This window comes from Exiguobacterium sp. SH1S1, assembly GCF_004337245.1.
Lineage (GTDB): Bacteria > Bacillota > Bacilli > Exiguobacteriales > Exiguobacteriaceae > Exiguobacterium > Exiguobacterium aurantiacum_A.
On the sequence record NZ_SJUZ01000003.1, the window covers coordinates 70763 to 90141 of the forward strand.

The window sequence follows — 19379 nt, forward strand, 5'->3', positions numbered from 1 at the left end:
GTATAACAAAAAAGGTTGTTTGACTTAAGCGTCAAACAACCTTGGCAAAACGAGACATATGTCCTTTCCCTCGTCAGCGCTTCCCTTTAATATACGGGATACCAACTGATTTCGGAGCGTCCGCTCGTCCGACGACACCTGCTAGGGCGAGGATCGTCAACGCGTACGGCGCGATCAAGAGCAATACTTGCGGTACGTTATTGATGACCGGCAAGTTACTGCCGATGATCGACAGCGCTTGGGCGAACCCGAAGAATAAACCAGCGCCTAGGGCACCGAGCGGGTTCCATTTCCCGAAGATCATCGCGGCAATGGCGAGGAAGCCTTGTCCGACGATCGTCGTCCCACTGAAGTTGGTCGTAACCGTGACGGCATAGACCGCACCAGCCAAACCACCGAACGCACCTGAGAGCATGACGCCCATGAAGCGCATCTTCGTGACGTTGATTCCCATCGTGTCCGCCGCCATCGGATGTTCACCGACTGAACGAAGGCGAAGACCGAACGGCGTCTTGAAGATGACGAACCAGACGACGAACGCGAGGATGATCGCGATGAACGACGTGTATTGGACGTTGATAAAGAACATGCGGAGCACCGGGATGTCTGACAGAATCGGCACGTTCTCTTTGGCGATCCGATACTCGATGAAATCGGTCTGGCCTTTGTTGTAAAGAACCCGAACGACGAAGATGGCGAGCCCGACAGCGAGCATGTTGATCGCGACACCGAGAACGGTTTGGTCAGCCCGCCAGAGGATGGCAGGAACGGCCAAGAATAGCGAGAACAGCGCGCCGACGACCATGGCGATCAACAGTGAGAGCCACGGGCTGAGCCCGCCAAATCCCATATCGGTCAATGTGAGCGTGACGATGATTCCCGTCGCCGCCCCGATGACCATGATGCCTTCTAGAGCGATGTTGACGACACCCGAACGTTCACTGAAAATGCCGCCGAGCGCCGCGATGATGAGTGGAGTCGCATAGGCTAACGCAACCGGAACGACGATGTAGAGTACTTCTAAGAAGCTCATTTTTTCTCCACTCCTTTCTTACGGTTTCCTTTAAGTTTTTCAATCACATAGTTCAAGGCGTATCCTGACGCCACGAAGATGACGATGGCGGCAATGATGACTTTGACGAGTTCAGACGGGATGTTGGCCCCGAGTTGCATCGCAAGTCCGCCGATGTTGAGACCTGCGAACAAAATTGCTGCCAGGAAGACACCGACCGCCGTGTTCGCACCGAGCAGGGCGACAGCGATCCCGTCGAATCCGACGCCGGTGAACGACGCGCTAAGCGTCATTCCGTTGAACGTCCCGAGACCTTCCATCGCGCCGGCAAGTCCGGCGAACATTCCAGAGATGACGAACGAGAGAATGATGTTCCGGTTAACGCTCATCCCCGCATACTGCGAGGCGTGTTTGTTAAATCCGACGGCACGAAGCTCATACCCGAGCGTCGTCCGTTGTAAGATGTAGTAATAGACGATCGCTGCGAGCACAGCGATGAGAATACCCCAGTGCAGACGCGAGAACGTCGTCAATTCTTGTAGCAACGGTGAGGCGAGCGAGGCCGAGTCTTTAATATCTTCGGTCCGTTCGTTCGTCACACCGATGACGCTACGCAAAATCGCGTTCGTCGTGTAGAGGGCGATATAGTTCATCATGATTGACGTGATAACTTCATGGACGTGGAACTTGGCTTTCAAGAAACCAGGAACGAACGCCCATAGCGCTGCCGCGAACATGGACGCGAGAAGCGCGAGCGGCAAGTGAATGAACATCGGCAAGTCAAAATTGATCCCGACATAAACCGCTGCCACCCACCCGATCAAGACTTGACCTTCGACCCCGATGTTGAACAGTCCGGTCCGAAACGCGAACGCGACGGCCAAACCTGAGAAAATGAGCGGTGCTGCCGCACGGAGCGTCTCACCGATCGCATACGGGCTGCCGACCATGCCGCTGAAAAGTGATGAGAACCCTTGGACCGGGTTGTAACCACCGATGAGCATGACGATCGCACCGACAAGTAGTCCCATCAAGATCGACAAAAGCGGGATGAGAAGTCGATTATATGCTAGCTTGTTCATACTGTTTCTTCCCCTCTCTTACCGCCGGCCATCAAGAAGCCAAGCTCTTGCTCGGTCGTTTCTTTCGGATCGCGAATCCCGACGATTTTTCCTTCGTATAAGACGGCGATCCGGTCGGAGACGTGAAGGATTTCTTCAAGCTCGAACGAGATGAGCAGGACGGCGCGTCCTTTCTCCCGTTCTTTAATGAGTTGCTCGTGAATGAATTCGATGGCTCCGACATCGAGCCCCCGCGTCGGTTGCGCGGCGATCAACAAGTCTGGTGACCGGTCGACTTCCCGGGCGATGATCGCTTTCTGTTGGTTACCGCCAGATAGAGCACGGGCTGGCACGTCGATCGACGGAGTTCGGACGTCAAACTTCTCAATTAACGCTTTCGCTTTCTCAGCGACGGCTTTATAGTTCATCAAACCACGCTTTGAGAACGGCTCTTTATAGTACGTTTGGAGCACCATATTGTCACGGATCGAGTAGTCGAGGACGAGTCCGTGCTTGTGACGGTCTTGTGGGATGTGCCCGACACCGGACTCTGTCACTTTACGCGGCGTGAATCCGGTCACGTCTTTCCCGTTCAATAAGATTTTACCTGCTTCAGGCTTTTTCAGACCTGAAAGCGCTTCAATTAATTCGGTCTGACCGTTCCCGTCGATCCCGGCGATACCGAGAATCTCTCCAGAACGAATTTGTAAATCCAAGCCCTCGACGACTTTCAGTCCGCGGCTGTCTTTGACGACGAGCTGTTGAACGTCGAGTACGACTTGCTGTGGATCTGCCTTGGAATATTCCGCATCAAAGTTTACCTCACGCCCGACCATCATCTCGGCTAAGCTATCTTCATTCACGGTCTCGTCGACTTCGACGGTACCGATATAGCGTCCGCGACGAATGACCGTACAGCGGTCGGCGACTTGCATGATTTCTTTTAATTTATGCGTGATCAAGATGATCGATTTGCCTTCTTCAATGAGACGCTTCATGATTTGAATGAGTTCTTGGATTTCTTGCGGCGTCAAAACAGCGGTCGGCTCATCAAAAATCAAGATTTCAGCCCCGCGGTAAAGCGTTTTTAAAATTTCGACACGTTGTTGCATCCCGACCGAAATATCCTCGATTTTGGCATCAGGATCGATGCGAAGACCGTATTGCTCCGAGATGTCCATTACTTTTTTACGAGCCGTCGCCCGGTCGACCGTCAATCCACTTCTCGGTTCAGACCCGAGGATGATGTTCTCGGTCACCGTGAACTTCTCGACGAGCATGAAGTGTTGGTGTACCATGCCGATTCCAAGTTCGTTGGCGATGTTCGGATTTTCAATATTCACTTTCTCCCCGCGCACTCGAATCTCTCCACCTTCTGGTTGGTAGAGACCGAACAAGACGTTCATAAGCGTTGATTTCCCGGCACCGTTCTCGCCGAGCAGCGCATGAATCTCGCCTTTGCGAAGTTGGAGGGTGATGTTGTCGTTGGCTACGAACGTTCCGAACTCTTTGCGAATATTGAGCATTTCAATTACATATTCCAAGAAAGTCCACCCCTAACTTTAAGTAAAGGGAGACCGCATGGGTCCCCCCTAACTCAATGAATTATTTTACTGTCTTCATGAACTCTTCGAACTCAGCGTCAGTCGCTGGCGCCGTAAGTTCTCCGTCGATCAACTGTTGACGGTACTCTTCTACTTTGTCAAGAATCTCAGCAGATACGTGCTTGTCAGATGTTTCAGCGATACCGACGCCGTCATCTTTCAAACCGAATTCGATGATATCGCCACCTGGGAAGTTTCCATCCATCGTCTGTTTCGATACTTCGTAAGTCGCCGTATCAACACGTTTGACCATTGAAGTAAGGGTTACATCTTCAGGAAGTCCTTCTTCGTACTGGTCACGGTCAACACCGATGACCCATACGTCTTCGCCGTTCTTCTTACGGTTTTTCGCTTCTGTGAAGACACCGACACCCGTTCCGCCTGCTGCGTGATAGATGATGTCAGAGCCTGCTCCATACATACCTGAAGAGATCGCCGTTCCTTTTTCAGCTGAGTTGAAGTCTTCAGCGTACTTGACGTCAATTGTCGCGTCTGGGTTGACGGCCATGACGCCCGCTTTATATCCATTTTCGAACTTTTTGATCAAGTCTGACTCGACGCCGCCGATGAAACCGACTTTGTCTGTTTTCGTCGTGAGACCTGCGACGACACCGACGAGGAACGAACCTTCTTGTTCTTTAAACGTGATCGACGCGACGTTCGGTGCGTCAACGACCATGTCGACGAGCGCGAAGTTGTTGTCCGGGAACTGCTCGGCCACTTTCTGGATGTCTTCACCCATCAAGAAACCGATACCGTAGATCAAGTTGAAGTTATCGCGTGCCAATTGCTGCAAGTTTGGCTGATAGTCCGCTTGTTTCGAAGATTGAAGATATTTGTAGCCTTCGTTTTCAGTCAAGTTGTTGTCTTCCCCGAACTTTTTAAGACCTTCCCAAGCTGATTGGTTGAACGATTTGTCGTCAACGCCACCAGTATCGGTTACCATCGCGACTTTGAAGTCGCTGCCTTCTCCGCCTTCGCCGTTTGAAGTAGTACCTTCGTTGTCATCCCCACCGCATGCTGCAAGTACTGTTGAGAGCGTGAGACCTGCTGCTAAAGCTGAAAGAATCGTTTTTTTCTTGTTCATCATCGTCGTGTTTCCCCTTTCGGATCATAACAATTAAGGTTGTCATGTCATCAGTCGTCTTTACACCGGTATAAGAAAGCGCTTTCACGCCATTACCCAAAAATAACCGTTTCCGCCTTACAAGAACTTGCTTAGACGCGTTTACGAACGACGTGGAAGTCGAAGCGGTCCGCTCGGAAAAAGTTTGCCGAATCGAGCAACGGTAAATCGCTCTCATCGTAATGCAGTTGTTTTAAAGCGAGTAACGGTTGGTCCGTTTGAAGTTGGGTCGAGATTTCTGAACTCACACTCGGTTCGATGTGCGTGATCGCATATGCGACCCGACGTCCTACCTCTTTTTCAAGCGCATCGAATAACGACTTTCCTTCTGTCAACGCTTCAGGATTAGAGACGAGATGGGCTGGAATTTTATCCACACAGTAAACGACCGGTGTTTCATCTGCATAACGAATCCGGACAATCCGATAAATCGGTGAGTTCGGTTCAATTTTCAGACGCTCGGCTTCTCTCTCTGTCGCTAACACTTTTTCGGCCACCAATACTTTTGTTCCTGGTGTCATCTTGGCGCGCATGATCATGTCCGTGACACTGAACAGTTCCTCGATCCCAGAAGTGAATGGGGGTTTTGAACTGATGAATGTCCCGACACCATGTTTCCGCACGACAAATTTCTCGTCTTCGAGAATGCGAAGCGCTTCTCGGAGCGTCGCTCGACTGACTCCTAGTTGCTTCGACAACTCGAATTCTGAAGGAAGTTTCTCTCCTTCACGATAGACACCATCGTCGATATCCTGCTTGATTTTCTCAATCACGCGAAGATAGAGCAAGCGATGATCGAGCTTGATCGACATGGGCCTCACCACCTTTACCTATTTCTTACCAGTGCTCAGACATCTGACGTATGAATGTCCTTGCCAATTCTAAGTATAGGGATTCCGCAAAAAGAACGCAATACTTTTTTGTTCGGAATCAAGGAAATGTTTTAAAGCCAAGGGATTATGTATACCACTTAGTCTATATTACCTGTTCTACGAGTGTTTGAAAAGAAATCGTAAAATGAAAACGGTATTAAAAAATGAAAGCGTTTCAACGTTTTCAGTAGTATGTCTCAATAGGTCATATAGTCCAGATGTGCTATATAACTTCTACTGTACATGTTTATCCGACGCGAGGTAACTGAATTGACGATACTTTTAAAAACAAACAAAAAACGAACTATTTCGAACACGTTTGTCCTTATAGTTCGTTTTTTGTATTATGCATCTTGTTGGTTAACGAGTACTTTCCGTGGCTTCGATCCTTCCGAAGGACCGACGTACCCTGCTTGTTCGAGCGAATCAATCAAGCGGGCCGCCCGGTTATAACCGATTCGGAATCTTCGTTGAATCATCGAAGTCGACGCCGTTTCTTGCGTCAAGATGAATTGGACGACTTCTTCGAACAACGAGTCGTCCGAGTCGATCGTCGTCACTTCTTCTTCTTTTGGCATCATCGCCTCGACGTACTGGGCCCGCTGCTGGGCGATGACATGGTTGACGACCGTCTCGACTTCCTGATCGGATACGAACGCCCCTTGGACGCGTACCGGCTTGTTCATTCCGTTCGCAAGCATGAGCATATCACCTCGACCGAGCAGCTTCTCAGCCCCCCCGCCGTCGAGGATCGTTCTTGAATCGGTCGCTGACGAGACCGCGAACGCGATCCGTGATGGGATGTTCGCTTTAATGACACCCGTGATGACGTCGACGGATGGACGTTGCGTGGCGAGCACCATATGGATACCGGCCGCTCGTGCCATCTGGGCGAGCCGCATAATCGCGTCCTCGACGTCGTTTGAGGCGACCATCATCAAGTCGGCCAACTCATCCACGATGACGACGATGAACGGGAGCCGTTTAGCGTCTTCGTCCTCTGACTTGTCGACGAGGTCGTTGTAGCCCTCGATGTTACGGACACCGTAGCGGCTAAACAGCTCGTAGCGGCGCTCCATCTCGGCAACGACTTGCTTGAGCGCTTGAGCCGCTTTTTTCGGATCCGTCACGACCGGCGTCAATAAATGCGGGACGCCGTTGTAGACGTTCAACTCGACCATCTTCGGGTCGATCATCATGAGGCGGACTTGATCTGGCCGCGTCCGCATCAAAATAGACACGATCATCCCATTGATACAGACCGACTTCCCGGAGCCGGTCGACCCTGCGACGAGTAGATGAGGCATCTTGTTCAACGCGATCGTGACCGTCTCACCGCTAATACTGCGACCGAGCGCGACGAGGAGCGGTGCCTCATCGCGTTTGACAGGCTCCGCTTCTAACACCTCACGCAGACAGACCGGCGCGACTTCTTGGTTCGGGACTTCGATGCCGATGGCCGCCTTCCCTGGGATCGGTGCTTCGATGCGAATGTCTTTGGCGGCAAGTGCGAGTGCGAGATCATCACTCAATGAGGTGATCCGGCTCACTTTGACGCCGATGTCCGGTTGCAGCTCGTACTTCGTGACAGTCGGACCGAGATGGATTTTGAGCACTTTCACCCCGACGCCGAACGACTTGAGCGTTTGGACGAGTTTCGTTGCGTTCGCCTTCAATCGTGCGTTCTCTCCTGACAAGTCGGTCACGACCGGTTCACTTAAAATCGTGAACTTCGGCAATTCGTATGTCGCAGACACGTCCTGAGCCGCTGTCATCATCATGTCCTCGGTCGGGATATCTGATACGACCTCGCTCTTCACTGTCTCGTCAGACACTTTCTGACGCTTCTCGGCGTCGATGGTCTCACTAAACCCGACAATCGGAATATCATGCATGACGACGGCGTCCGCCTCGGCCTCCACTTCTTGAGGCTTGGGTGTTGATTCGGACGCGCGTGCGTCGACCCGCTTCTTCTCAGTCGGTTTCGGTTTGGCGGGTGTACGTTCTCGGTCACGCCATTCTTGTTTAATCGCAACGAAACTTTCGAGCAACCGGTTCCCGATTGTCCGCCAAATCGCCGGAGACAGAAGCGAGACACCGACGACGACGCTGATGATGCCAAGGAAGATAATCCCGAAGTCCGATAGCAAGTATTGGTTCAATCCGTAGAGCGCCCCGTTCACCACTCCCCGTTCCGTTCCCCACACCATGTCCCCGAACAATAGGAAGGACACGAACAGCAGGAAGATACCGGCTCGTTGGATCGGACGGAAATCGTTCAAGAATACGAGCAAAATGAATGCGACGATCAAATATGTGAGTGCACCCCAGCCCCCAAACAGCGTCGTCGCAAACGTCGCTGTCTGAGTCCCGACCCAGCCGAACTCGAACAGCGAAAAGATGAACGCGATCATCGACAAGATAAAGCCGGCCCAACCATATGTACGAAGTGGGATTGGCTGTTTCCGCTTACGATTCCTCGTCGTCGGTCGCGGCTTACGCTTCACCGGGGTCTTTCTCGTTTTTTGTGCCAACTTCTATTCCTCCTAAAAAAAGAGGCAAAAGTCAGATGACTTTTGCCTCGATCTCAATTCTTTAAATTTCCATGATGATCGGCAAGATCATCGGACGACGTTTCGTCTGTTCAAACAAGAAGACGCTGAGCCGCTCGCGGATATTTGATTTCAATTCGGTCCAATCACTTCCAGCTTCGAGACTCTTCTCAATCTGTTTCGTGACAATCCGGTTCGCTTCTGAGATCATCACTTCTGATTCGCGCATATAGACAAATCCACGCGAGATGAGTTCAGGGCCTGAAATCAACTTCTTCTGTTTACGGTTCAACGTGACGACACAGAGGACGACACCGTCTTGCGACAAGAGGCGACGGTCGCGGAGAACGATATTCCCGACGTCCCCGACACCGATTCCATCGATCAAGACGTTGCCGGCAGGAACTTTACGGCTCATCCGGGCTTTACGGCCCGTGAACTCGACGACGTCACCTTTCTCGACGATAAAGATGTTACTTGAATTGATCCCGACCTGTTGGGCGAGTTTCGAGTGGGCCATCTGCATCCGGTACTCCCCGTGAATCGGGAGGAAGTATTTCGGCTTGACGAGGTTGAGCATGAGCTTGAGCTCTTCAGCCGAACCGTGACCGGATACGTGCACTTTACGCTGGTTATAGATGACGTTCGCACCAGAACGGAATAAGAGATCGATCGTTTTCGAGACTGATTTTTCGTTACCCGGAATTGGCGTCGCCGCGATCACCACGGTATCATTCAAGCGAATATTCACTTGTTTGTGGGCGTTACGCGCCATGCGCGTCAAAGCCGCCATCGGCTCACCTTGTGAACCGGTCGTCAAGATGACGACTTTATCGTCCGGCAAACGGTTCACTTGCGAGAGCTCGACGAGCGTCTTCGGCTTGAAACGAAGGTAGTTCAAACGTTGTGCGACTTCGACGATGTTGACCATGCTGCGTCCAACGACTGCGACTTTACGGTCGTTCGCCTCGGCTGCAGCAAATACTTGTTGCAAACGATGGACGTTCGAAGCGAACGACGCGACGATCACACGCCCCTCGGCTTGATAGATCACATCGTTTAATTCAGCACCGACTAACGATTCAGACCCTGTTTGGCCTGGTCGTTCCGCGTTTGTTGAATCTGACAATAAACAGAGCACACCGCGCTGACCGATGGCTGCTAACTTGTTAAAGTCAGACTGCTTCCCATCGACCGGCGTGTAGTCGAATTTAAAGTCGCCGGTATGAACGATCGCGCCTTGTGACGTTTGAATGCAGACACCGACACAGTCAGGGATTGAATGGTTGACGCGGAAGAAAGTGATGAAATGATCAGCGATAGTCAATTTCGTTTTAGCGTCAATCAATCTAAGGTCGACTTCTTTCAGTAAGCCCGCCTCTTTTAACTTGAGCTCGATTAAACCGAGCGTCAATTTCGTCCCGTAGACCGGGACATGCTTCAAGTCACGGAGTACGTAGCTGAGTCCACCGATATGGTCTTCGTGACCATGGGTGATGAAAATAGCGCGTACCCGATCTTTGTTTTCTTTTAAATACGTAATGTCCGGGATGACGATATCAATCCCGAGCATCTCATCGCCTGGAAACATAAGGCCGGCATCGATGACGAAGATGTCATCGTCTAGTTCCACGACGTACATGTTCTTCCCGATTTCGCCTACGCCACCAAGCGCAAAGACGCTAACGTTCTCTGTCTTCTTCTTTGACACTAACAAAAACCTCCTAGATGATTCATATTCTGTTTCGTCCACTTATCGCTACTGAATATTGTATCGGAAAAAACGCTTATATGCCACCATTTCCGTTCAATCGACTAGAGGTTTCATCACATCCGCGAGCGGCATCGTCGCTTTAGTGTCCGGCCGCTTGCCAGCTGCGAGCTGTCGAACCGATAAGCCGAAGTCCATCTGCAAGTGAGGATAGTCCGGAAAACTCCTCCAATCCCCACCCCATTCGAAGCCGAGTGCTTTTCCGAGTTCACCGAGTTCTTGCCAGTCGGGTTCCCCCGACTTATTGTGATCTGCGTTCAAATCGTAGTCGGCCCGGTTATCGTGGATGATGACAAAATCGACCGCGAGTCCATAGTTATGATAACTTTGTCCCGCCTTGGCGTTCGTCACGACTTGCCCTGGTTTTGAGCGTCCTTGCGCGTAGAGCGCATTCTGTTCATCGGCCGAACGATAGCCTGACGTCAAGCGGACTTCAAGCCCGAGACATGAATACGCCAGTCTTACGAACGATTCGCCACGATCTCGCACATGAGGATGCAAGTTGGCAAACGCCTTGTCGCTACGGTCGACAATCGTTTGTTCCGAGCGCGGGCTCCGTTCGCACATCCCGGCTTCAAACGTCGGTTCATCGACCCAAGGCATTGGCCCGGGCCGTGAAAACGTATACGCCAAGAAGATCCCAATCAAAAACGCCGTCATCGCAAACGTCAAGACGCCTGACCATTTCATCTTCTTAACCGTTTACGGAGTCCTTTGACGAGCGGTAATCCTGTCTCGAGGGCAAAGTAGAGCGGCCGGTTCAAGACGAGGTCGAACTCGCCGACTTTCTCGATTTGATCGCTGCCCCAGCCCGATTTAAACGCATACAGGCCCGCATATTCATCGTCCGGCTCCGTGCTGCCCGATACACCACCGAAATCATAGCGCTCGGCACCGCTTGCCTTGGCAAATTGCATCATCGTCCATTGCATCAGGTGGTTCGGCATAAACTCCCGAAACTCGTTCGAGGAAGCACCGTATAAGTAATACGAGCGGCGGCCGGCGAGCGTCAACAAGCCGCCCGATAACACGAGACCGTCCGGATAGCTGGCATGAAGCTGTTCGAGTTCCGGCAAGGCCGCTTCAGCTTTCACGAGTTGATCGCGCGTCTGTTTCTGACGATTAGACAAACTGATCCGTTTTTTCTCGACCGTTTCTTTTTCCAAAGACCGTTCGATCTTGTCAAGATCCCGTTTTGCCTTCTCGAGCATCGCCACTTGCTGATCGAGCGCGAGTTTCGGTTCAAGTTTCGTCAAAAACAAACGAGCGTCATTCGGCTGCAGGCAATCGTATAAGTTCTCGAAGTAATCGAGCCCGCGAATGGCGAAGCCGTCACGCTCACCCGTGACTTTCATCAGTTCGGCGAACGTTTTCAAGCCGTCCCGACCGACTTCGGTACAGACAATCCCTTTACGCTCGGCAAGACGGACGTTATAGCGAAACTTGTGATGGAACTTGGCGAAAATATCTTTCTCGCTCGGACGGAGGTCCGTCTCCATCGTGAAACGGGGTTGGGCATAGTCAAAGCCGCCGCCGTACCCTTTATGTGTAAAACCGAGGCTAGACATTTCCGTAAGTAAGCCCGGTACTTCGTCCCGGTCGATGTTCGGATCGATTTTGATGACGATCGCCTTTTTCAGTTTGGCGACGCGTTTCGCTTCCTCGGTCAAGGCACGCAATGATGCCACGTCATCGTAATCGACGACGAAACCGCGCGGTGCGTAACAAAGCGTGAACGGTAGCTTTGGCACTTGTTTGAATAAAAGAAGCGCCACTCCTGTCGTCTCACTATTTGTAGCGACGGCAATCCGCTCAGCGGACCAACCGTTTTGTTTTTTGACGTCTGCCCAACTCGAAAGTTGGAGCAAGTCGCCGCGGTCGTGTGCTTTGACGAAATCGTCATGCTCTGTCTCTGTCAAGGTAATCGGTTGTACTGCCATAAATCAAGATTCCTCCGTATTTAAAATTGTCGCCCGGACGATCGCTTCCTCATCGAGCGGGATTTTCTCGTTACCGATGATTTGGTACTTCTCATGTCCTTTACCGGCCAACACGACGATATTGTCCGCTTTGGCTAGACGTGCGGCGTAAGACACCGCTTCTTCGCGGTCGCCGATTTCAACAAAGTTGTCATGGGTCATCCCGGCGGCAATGCCGCTCGTGATCGAATCATACGCCTCAAAACGTGGATCATCCGTCGTGATGATGACGGTACCGGCATACTTCGACGCCATCTCGCCCATTGTCGGGCGTTTCGTCACATCGCGATTCCCGCCCGTCCCAATCAAGAAGACGATGTTCTCTTTAGGGACACCGACAAGCGACTTCAAGCATTGCTCAATCCCGTCCGGTGTATGGGCATAGTCCGCATAGACGTTATACCCAGGCACGTCGAGTCGTTGCATCCGTCCCTTGGCCGGATGAATCGATTCGAGCGCTTGGATGATCTCAGGTAAACTGTACCCAGCCGCGAGCAGGCAACCCGTCGCGAGCAACAGGTTGTATACGTTGAAACGTCCGATGAACTGGACCGTCACCGGCAGACTGACTCCTTGATAGTTGAGACGGAAACTCGTGTCTGACAGTGTCTGAACGATGTCTGACGCTGTCACATCCGCCATTTCGTCGATGGCGTATGTGATGACACGAGCACCCGTCATCGTCTCGTAAAGCTTGCTATACGGATCGTCCGCATTCAAGACGGCAACTTTGTCGCGCGACGCCATCTGTCCGAGTTGGGCGAACAGCAAACCTTTGGCCCGCGCATAGTTTTCAAACGTCCCGTGAAAATCGAGATGGTCGTGCGTCAAGTTCGTGAAACCGACGATGTCGAAGTCCGTTCCGATGACACGACCTAGTTCAAGTCCGTGTGATGACACTTCCATCATCACATCGGTCACCCCTTCACCGCGCATGCGAGCGAGCAGCTGCTGAAGCTCAGAACTTTGCGGCGTCGTGTTCTTGCTCGGGACGACCGTATCGTTAATCCGGACCTCGACCGTACCGATCAATCCGGTGCTATGTCCAAGCTTTGATAAAACGTCACGTAAAATCGTCGTCGTCGTCGTTTTTCCGTTCGTCCCCGTGATGCCGAACAGACGCATCTGTTCAGACGGATAGTTATAAAATGCCGACGCTAATAAGCCGACCGTACGCGAACTATCGCGCACGAGCAGGTTTGGGACGCTGATGTCGAGCGGACGCTCACTGACGACCGCGACCGCTCCTTTACTCACCGCTAAATCAGCATAGTCGTGACCGTCGACGGTGTAGCCTTTAATCGCGACAAACAGCGTTCCGGGTACGACTTCCCGTGAATCGGTCGTGACATGGGTCACGTTAATGCCCTCTATAGTTGGTTGATTAATCAATTGTATCTTGGTTACTAAATCCGTTAAGTTCAAGTCTTTCCCTTCTTTCACCTGTATCCTGTCCAATGTAAAGAATACCTCTTAATCAGTGTAGAGAACTTACAATCTGGTTTCAAGTCAGTCTTCGGACGGAAGAACATATGATTTTGCCGGGACGTGCCCGAGCAGCTCCCGAATCAAGGCGTTGACTTCATCGGTTTCGATGCGGTCGATTTTATTGAGGACTTCGTCCAAATCCTCGACTTCGTCGAGTAAGACGAGGTTACGCCCGTTCCGGTTCATTCGGGCGCTCGTGCTCTCGTTGCCGAGGACGAGTGAACCTTTCAACTGGCGTTTGCCTTTAGCGACTTCTTCTTCCGTTAACCCCTGCGCTTTGAGCGCTTCAAGTTCACGCTCCATGATCGTCTCGACTTGAGTGAGCGTTTCCGGTGACGTCCCGATATAAATCGTGAACGTGCCATGGTCAACGAACGTCGTATAGTACGAATAAATCGAGTAAGCTAACCCTTGTTCTTCACGAATCGATTGAAACAGCCGTGACGACATCGTCGCACCGATCGCGTTGTTTGCCAGCGCCAGGTGCGGGAGCCGGTCGTTCGTTGCCGAAATCGCCTCGAAATTCCAACAAAGGTGCGCCTGCTCCGTCTCTTTATGCTTTTTCAACACATCGCTGCATAGAACCGGAATCGTCGATTCTTTCGGTGATTCCCCTGATGGGAGTTCCGCAAACCTCGACGTGACCGCTTCGACCAGCTCGTCGGTCACGTGACCGGCGATCGAGACGACGACACGGTTGCCTGTATACATTGATTCGACATAACGCAGCAATTGATCGCGAGAGAAGCTGAGCACGCTAGCTTCCGTCCCGAGAATCGGCTTCGCTAATATATCGTCACGGTAGACGGCATAGGCGAGCAACTCATGCACGAGGTCTTCCGGCGTGTCTTCGTACATTTTAATCTCTTCTAACACGACCCGCTTCTCTTTTTCAAGCTCAGTCTCATCAAAGACTGAATGGAACAACATGTCGGCCAGTGCGTCGAAGGCGATGACAGCATGTTCATCGAGCGTCTTGACGTAGTAGCATGTATGGTCTTTTGAAGTGAAGGCGTTCACACTGCCGCCAAGCTCATCAAAAAATGAAGCGATTTCTTTCGCCGTTTTTGTTGTTGTGCCCTTGAACAACATATGTTCGATCAAGTGGCTGATCCCGATCTCATTGTCTTCCTCGGTCCGTGTCCCGGCTTTGATGAATACACCGGTCGATGTACTGCGGACGTCTGCCATCGGTTCGACCACGATGCGGACGCCATTCTTTAAGGTAATCCATTCCATTTTATCACTCCTATGAAAAAGGCCATCGCACCAGACGATGGCCAAAATAATTAGTTTGTTGGTCTTGACGGACGACGGTCTCCGTCACGACGCGGAGGACGACTGTCACGTGGCGGACGGCTCTCGCGTTGTGCTTTACGTTTCGCTTCATACGCTTCTCGCTCTTCAGGAGATAATCCTTCGACAATCAACGTTTTATGCGAGGCGTTGACGCGACCTTTGTCGTCAATTTCTGTGACTTTGACTTTGATCGTGTCACCAAGTTTGACGACGTCTTCCACGTTGGCGACGCGGTCGAGGCTGAACTCAGAGACGTGGACGAGCGCGTCTTTGCCTTTGAACAACTCGACGAACGCGCCGAACTTCTCGATCCGACGCACTGTCGCGTCGAACACTTCGCCGACTTCGACTTCACGGACGATGTCACCGATGAGTGCCATCGCCATATCGATGCCATCTTGATCGGTCGAGGCGATGAACACCGTACCGTCTTGCTCGATATCAACCTTGACACCGGTTTGGTCGATGATGCTGTTGATCATCTTACCACCAGGCCCGATGACATCGCGAATCTTATCTGGATTGATTTTCATCGTGACGATCTTCGGCGCATACTTCGACAACTGTGGACGCGATGAGTCAAGCGTTTCGAGCATATGGTTGAGAATGTGGAGGCGGCCTGAACGAGCTTGTTCGAGCGCTTCTTCCAAAATCTCACGCGTGATGCCAGCGATTTTAATGTCCATCTGCAACGCTGTGATCCCGTCTTTCGTTCCAGCGACTTTGAAGTCCATGTCGCCGAGATGGTCTTCGAGACCTTGGATGTCAGTGAGTACTGTATAGTGTTCGCCTTCCATGATGAGACCCATCGCGATTCCCGCGACCGGTGCCTTGATCGGAACTCCGGCGTCCATGAGGGCGAGTGTCGAGCCACAGATTGAAGCCTGTGAACTCGAACCGTTCGACTCGAGCACTTCTGAGACGAGACGGATCGTATACGGGAAGTCTGCTTCTTTCGGGATGACCGGGAGAAGCGCACGTTCACCGAGCGCACCGTGACCGATCTCGCGGCGACCTGGCGCGCGAACCGGACGAGCTTCACCGACCGAGAACGGCGGGAAGTTATAATGGTGCATGAAACGTTTGTTATCTTCTAGACCGATGCCGTCGATGATTTGAGCGTCACCGATGACACCGAGTGTCGCGATCGACATGACTTGCGTCTGCCCCCGTGTGAACAAACCGACACCGTGCGCACGCGGCAGCACGCCGACTTCTGACGCGAGTGGACGGATGACTTCCGGGCGACGGCCGTCTGGACGAACTTTATCGACCGTGATTAAACGGCGGACCTCGTCTTTGACGAACTTGTTCAAAATACCAGATACTTCTTTCAACTTGGCCGGCTCGTCAGCGAGACGCGCTTCATACGACGTGACATACTTCGCGATGACTTCGTTGATCGCTTCATCACGCGCATGTTTCTCTTCAACTTGGACGGCAGCGTTAATTTCTGGACGAGCCGCTTCAAGCTCTTGTGACAACGCGTCGTCAAATTTAGAGACCGTGTATTCAAACTTCGGTTTCCCGACCGCTTCGACGATTTCCATTTGGAACGCGACAAGCTTTTTGATCTCTTCGTGACCGAACAAGATCGACTCGAGCATGACGTCTTCCGGTACTTCGTTCGCGCCTGCTTCGACCATGTTGATCGCAGTTGCCGTTCCGGCGACTTGAAGTTCAAGCTCTGTCTTCTCGAGTTGTGCGACTGTCGGGTTGACGACGAACTGTCCGTCCACACGTCCGACCGTCGCTCCAGCGATCGGTCCGTCAAACGGGATGTCCGAGATCGACAAGGCGATCGACGTTCCGAGCATACCGGCCATCTCAGCCGAGCAGTCCGGATCATTCGACATGACGTAAATCATGACTTGGATGTCGTGACGGAATCCGTCTGGGAATAATGGACGGATTGGACGGTCGATGAGACGTGACGTTAAAATCGCATTCTCACCAGGACGACCTTCCCGACGAAGGAAACCTCCTGGGATTTTACCGACCGAGTATAATTTTTCTTCATAGTTGACCGTAAGCGGGAAGAAATCTAAATCCTTTGGTCCTTTTGAAGCTGTGACCGCGGCGAGCACGACCGTGTCCCCGTACCGGACGAGCGCAGAACCGTTCGCTTGCTTCGCGAGTTGACCTACTTCTACAGACAGCGGACGACCGCCCCATTCTGTAGAAAAAACTTGTTTCGTACCTAACATGTACATTCTCCTCTCAAACCTTATCTAGTTTATTATGTAACTCATTCATATGTTTGTCTAATGATTTTCCTCCAAAAAAAGAAGAAACGGACTAGGAACGAGTGTCCCAGTCCGTCATTTGGCCCGTTCGGATTAACGACGGAGACCAAGGCGTTGAATCAATTCACGGTAACGTGTTACGTCCTTGTTACGAAGGTACGTGAGCAAGTTACGGCGACGTCCAACCATTTTCAAAAGACCGCGACGTGAGTGGTGGTCTTTCTTATGTGTGCGAAGATGATCGTTCAAAGTGTTGATTTGTTCAGTCAAAACAGCAACTTGAACTTCCGGTGAACCAGTGTCACCTTGTTTTGTCGCGTATTCCGCGATGATTTCGTTTTTACGTTCTTTTGAGAGTGCCATTGCCTCTCCACCTCCATTTAATAGAAAATTGCCGCGTTGCCGAGCCGTCGTTGGTGAATCGTCCAGCCAAGCGAAGCGGTGTACTTTGCGTACCAAATTAGAATACATGACCCCTGCTCCAAAGTCAAGATAGGATTGCCCGAGCCGCCGTCTCGTCTCGTTTCAACTGCGCGATCAGCGAATCGAGTCCGTCGAACGCCCGTTCATCGCGCAAATAGTGAACCCATTCGATTTCGAGCAACTGTCCGTACAAGTCCTCCGAAAAATCAAATAAATGACTTTCAATCGAGACGTCTCCGGTGTCATAAAACGTCGGCCGACGACCGACGTTCGTCATCGCATCAAACGTCCGGCCGTCTTCTAGGCGGACGCGGGTCGCATAAACGCCGAGCCGTGGCATGACATAAGACGCATCCATCACCATGTTCGCGGTCGGATAGCCGATCGTCCGCCCTCTGGCGTCACCATGGATGACTTCGCCACAGATGACGTAAGGCGCCCCTAACAGCTCACTCGCCAGGTCGACACTGCCTGCGCCAAGAAGTTTGCGGATCCGGGTCGAAGAGACTTTGTCACCGTCACTCGTCTGTTCGGCGACGACGGACGTCGTGAAGCGTCCTCGGGCGTGGTAGGGCATCGTCTCCATCGTCCCTTCCCCGAACTTCCCGTACGAATAGTCAAATCCGGCCGTCACGTGCACGGCGCCCGCGCCGATCAAATAATCGTCGACGAACTGTTGCGGTGACAGTGATGCCAATTGCTTTGTGAACGTCAAGACGAGACAACGTTCGACACCGAGCGCGGCGATCCGCTGTAATTTTCGTTTGAGCGGCGTGATATAACGGACAGCATCCGCATTGTTCGACAGCACTTGTTTCGGGTGCGGATCGAACGTGACGACGGTCACGGGCACGTCAAGCTGCTCCGCGCGCTGTTTGGCGTGCTCGATCACGGCTTGATGGCCGATGTGAACGCCGTCGAAGAATCCGAGTACCATGACCGAAGGGACAAACTCTGGCGTCTCGGGATGTGTGAGATGTATCGTTTCCATACTTCAAATTCCCCCTTAGTCGATTGTCAACATGACCTCGACTGTTGCGTCTGTCGTTCCGTCAAGCCGTCTATAGAGGGCGAGCGGAATTCCTTCTTCATTATAGACAGTAAACAGTTCAAATTCGAGTGAGACGTCGTTTAAGCGCCCACCGTTGCGAATATACCGTTCCCGGTTGGCTGGAATGGTGATGGAAGGCCAACGTTTGATCACGTCCTCGAGCGGGATGAGCCGTTCAGCGCGTGCCTCGACCGTCTCTAACGCCGCGAGCTCCGCGAGCGTCACGGCGTCCCTTTCATCGAACGTGCCTGACCGTGTGCGACGCAGGTCGCTCATATGGGCCGGGTAACCGAGCCCTTCCCCGATTTGGACGGCAAGTGTCCGAATAAACGTGCCTTTTCCGCACTCGACATCAATGCGAAACCGGCAGACGCCGTCCTCGAAGACAGGTTCGTTCGTCCGTTCTAACCGGTGAATCTCGACGATGCGGCGCGGCCGTTCGACCGTCTGTCCTTTGCGGGCGTATTCGTATAGCTTCTTCCCGTTCACTTTGACGGCCGAGAAGTAAGGAGGCACCTGCTCGATGCTTCCGGTCAACGTGCCGAGAACGCGGTCGACGTCTTCACCCGTGAACGCATCCGGCGCGACATCTGTTTGCGCGACGACTTCGCCGTGTGCGTCTTCCGTCATCGTCGCCGTCCCAATCGTGACTTCGGCGACGTAGCGCTTGCCCTCATCGGTCAAAAACCGAGACAGTTTCGTCGCACGGCCGAAACAGATTGGCAACACGCCGGTCACTTCCGGGTCGAGCGTGCCGGTATGGCCAACTTTTTTCGTTTGAAACAGTTTGCGCAGCTTGAAGACGCAATCGTGGCTCGTCATCCCGCTGTCTTTATCTAGTATTAAAATCCCTGTCGGTTCCACGTTCATTCCTCCATATCAAAAAAGGGGAGAC

The 19379-nt window shown here is 52.2% G+C and carries 15 protein-coding genes; all 15 read right to left on the reverse strand.

Annotated elements, in window-relative coordinates; translation table 11 throughout:
* Positions 1 to 73: 73 nt before the first annotated feature.
* The 15 genes from EVJ23_RS08055 to truB all read right to left on the reverse strand — a co-directional run bounded on the left by EVJ23_RS08055 (position 74) and on the right by truB (position 19354).
* A complete protein-coding gene (locus EVJ23_RS08055) occupies positions 74 to 1033 on the reverse strand; it encodes an ABC transporter permease (protein WP_071399634.1) in 960 nt (319 codons plus the stop codon).
* Complete coding sequence (locus EVJ23_RS08060) at positions 1030 to 2094, reverse strand: ABC transporter permease (RefSeq protein WP_131465249.1); 1065 nt, start codon at positions 2092 to 2094, stop codon at positions 1030 to 1032. Before EVJ23_RS08060 ends, EVJ23_RS08055 begins: the two co-directional genes overlap by 4 nt.
* Positions 2091 to 3617 (reverse strand): ABC transporter ATP-binding protein, encoded by a 1527-nt coding sequence (locus EVJ23_RS08065; protein WP_131456156.1) that lies wholly within the window; start codon positions 3615 to 3617, stop codon positions 2091 to 2093. Before EVJ23_RS08065 ends, EVJ23_RS08060 begins: the two co-directional genes overlap by 4 nt.
* 61 nt (positions 3618 to 3678) lie before the next feature.
* Positions 3679 to 4764: a BMP family lipoprotein gene (locus tag EVJ23_RS08070; RefSeq protein ID WP_131465251.1), complete on the reverse strand. Its 1086-nt coding sequence runs from the start codon at positions 4762 to 4764 to the stop codon at positions 3679 to 3681.
* A gap of 131 nt (positions 4765 to 4895) precedes the next feature.
* Positions 4896 to 5615: a GntR family transcriptional regulator gene (locus EVJ23_RS08075; RefSeq protein ID WP_016510124.1), complete on the reverse strand. Its 720-nt coding sequence runs from the start codon at positions 5613 to 5615 to the stop codon at positions 4896 to 4898.
* Positions 5616 to 6019: 404 nt separating this feature from the next.
* A complete protein-coding gene (locus EVJ23_RS08080; protein ID WP_131465253.1) occupies positions 6020 to 8209 on the reverse strand; it encodes an FtsK/SpoIIIE family DNA translocase in 2190 nt (729 codons plus the stop codon).
* Positions 8210 to 8270: 61 nt separating this feature from the next.
* Positions 8271 to 9938 carry a ribonuclease J gene (locus tag EVJ23_RS08085; RefSeq protein ID WP_070327456.1) on the reverse strand — a complete coding sequence of 556 codons (1668 nt, stop codon included), beginning with the start codon at positions 9936 to 9938 and terminating at the stop codon, positions 8271 to 8273.
* 96 nt (positions 9939 to 10034) lie between these two features.
* Positions 10035 to 10688, reverse strand: coding sequence for a M15 family metallopeptidase (locus tag EVJ23_RS08090; RefSeq protein ID WP_071399630.1), 654 nt, complete (start codon positions 10686 to 10688; stop codon positions 10035 to 10037).
* On the reverse strand, positions 10685 to 11938 hold the full coding sequence (locus EVJ23_RS08095; protein WP_131465255.1) for a lipid II:glycine glycyltransferase FemX: 1254 nt from the start codon (positions 11936 to 11938) through the stop codon (positions 10685 to 10687). The genes EVJ23_RS08090 and EVJ23_RS08095 overlap by 4 nt, the downstream gene beginning before the upstream one ends.
* Before the next feature lie 3 nt (positions 11939 to 11941).
* Positions 11942 to 13420, reverse strand: coding sequence for a UDP-N-acetylmuramoyl-L-alanyl-D-glutamate--2,6-diaminopimelate ligase (locus EVJ23_RS08100; protein ID WP_131440226.1), 1479 nt, complete (start codon positions 13418 to 13420; stop codon positions 11942 to 11944).
* A gap of 66 nt (positions 13421 to 13486) precedes the next feature.
* Positions 13487 to 14704: a M16 family metallopeptidase gene (locus EVJ23_RS08105; RefSeq protein WP_131465257.1), complete on the reverse strand. Its 1218-nt coding sequence runs from the start codon at positions 14702 to 14704 to the stop codon at positions 13487 to 13489.
* A gap of 50 nt (positions 14705 to 14754) precedes the next feature.
* Positions 14755 to 16971 (reverse strand): polyribonucleotide nucleotidyltransferase, encoded by a 2217-nt coding sequence (gene pnp / locus EVJ23_RS08110; RefSeq protein ID WP_131465259.1) that lies wholly within the window; start codon positions 16969 to 16971, stop codon positions 14755 to 14757.
* Positions 16972 to 17103: 132 nt separating this feature from the next.
* Positions 17104 to 17373 carry a 30S ribosomal protein S15 gene (gene rpsO, locus EVJ23_RS08115; RefSeq protein WP_015881433.1) on the reverse strand — a complete coding sequence of 90 codons (270 nt, stop codon included), beginning with the start codon at positions 17371 to 17373 and terminating at the stop codon, positions 17104 to 17106.
* 124 nt (positions 17374 to 17497) lie between these two features.
* A complete protein-coding gene (locus EVJ23_RS08120; RefSeq protein ID WP_131465261.1) occupies positions 17498 to 18424 on the reverse strand; it encodes a bifunctional riboflavin kinase/FAD synthetase in 927 nt (308 codons plus the stop codon).
* Positions 18425 to 18439: 15 nt separating this feature from the next.
* A complete protein-coding gene (gene truB, locus EVJ23_RS08125; RefSeq protein ID WP_201739229.1) occupies positions 18440 to 19354 on the reverse strand; it encodes a tRNA pseudouridine(55) synthase TruB in 915 nt (304 codons plus the stop codon).
* Positions 19355 to 19379: the final 25 nt, after the last annotated feature.